Genomic DNA, 1,355 nt, shown 5'->3' with positions numbered 1-1,355 from the left:
GCAGATCGGCGGCGATCCACCGGCGATCCACGATGCCACGTCCTCGTCGGCGTCCGTGGTCAACTCCATGGTCAGCGCGCCGACAAAGGGCCGTCGGTCGCCCCATTTCTTCGCCCATTCGGCGGCCAGCCCGGGAAAGCAGACTTCGTCATAGGCCTGGATCTCGAGCGAGCCGCGTTCGGCGATCCGCCGGGGCGAGGGTTTCGTGGCCGCGGGCAGTCCGAGCTCGCGGCGCTGTGCGTTCTCCACTTGCTTCGTCGAGCGCCAAAACAACCACTCGACCGTTTTCATGCCGGAGCGAAACAGCGGCGCCGGCACGCGCGGAATCAGCTCGCCGTTGGGCCGCATCGGAATGTAATGCAGCGTGGCCATCGGAATGCGGTAGTAGTCGGCGACGTTGATCGCGAGGTCCTGGTAGAGCTGTCCGGTGAAGATCAAATCGGCGCCGGCACCGACCGACATCAGTGACGAGCTCATCAGCTGCCAGTTCCGCAGCACCGGCTCCCATGCGTCGCGCATCAACTTGATGGGCCCGCGCACGAAATTCTTCCAGAAGTCGCGGATGAACTCGTCGCTCCAGAAGTCGTGCATGTCGGGTCCGTAGCCGATGGCCGCCAGGCCTGCTTCCTGCGCGAGCTCAACAAGATTGGGCGGGACGGCCATGCGGACTTCGTGCCCTCTGCGCGTCAGTTCCCGCCCGATAGCGAGGCACGGCTCTATGTCACCGCGCGTCCCGTAGCTTGCCACAGCAAATTTCATCGCGTTGTAACCTTAATCACTTTTCCCTTGCCCCGGCAACACTTCAGAGTAGGGTCTTTCGGCCCTAATTTCAGTCTCTCCCTTCCCTATTGGGATTGACTGTTTTCGTTGCATGGCATGGGGAATGAGGTTCCGCGAGCGGGCGAACCGGCAATTCCCACCGGGCGCCGTCGGGTGTGACGAAGCCAATATCATCGGCCCTATCCCCCCGACCATTGGACTGTGACGACCTTTGACGGTTTGACGCGACCCCCAGGCATCGTCGGCTGATCAGATATCTAGTGTGCCAGAAAGTGTGGTCCCGTGTCTCCAGAAGCGGCAACTAGTTCGGCGCCGGCGCCGGAGTCAGGACGCTGACAGTGCGGCACACATCCGCGCTGTCGGCTTTGCCGATCAGGCGCGACTCCGCGAGCCGGCAAACTTCTCCACCACGTCAGCGGCCTTGACAACGCTTTCAGCGGGTTTGGTCATGTGCCGGGCGATCTCTCGCGCACGCACGCCGTAATCCGGATCGAGTATCCGGCGCAGATCCGCCAACAACGACTCCCGGGTGGTGGCCGAAAACCGCCGCGTGGCACCAACTTTCAGCCGTTTGA

The 1,355-nt window shown here is 62.7% G+C and carries 1 protein-coding gene and 1 pseudogene; both read right to left on the bottom strand.

Annotated features, from left to right (window positions below; genetic code table 11):
• On the bottom strand, positions 1 to 759 hold a 759-nt coding region (locus A9X04_RS23110; RefSeq protein WP_197509335.1), incomplete at its 3' end, for a glycosyltransferase.
• A 393-nt stretch (positions 760 to 1,152) separates the two neighbouring features.
• Positions 1,153 to 1,355, bottom strand: a pseudogene (locus A9X04_RS23105) (glycosyl transferase family 1); the annotation flags it as partial.

This window comes from Mycobacterium sp. E3247 (genome assembly GCF_001667785.1).
Taxonomy (GTDB): Bacteria; Actinomycetota; Actinomycetes; order Mycobacteriales; family Mycobacteriaceae; genus Mycobacterium.
The sequence above is the reverse complement of the archived record's forward strand: the minus strand, read 5'-3'. Positions and strand labels throughout refer to the sequence as shown.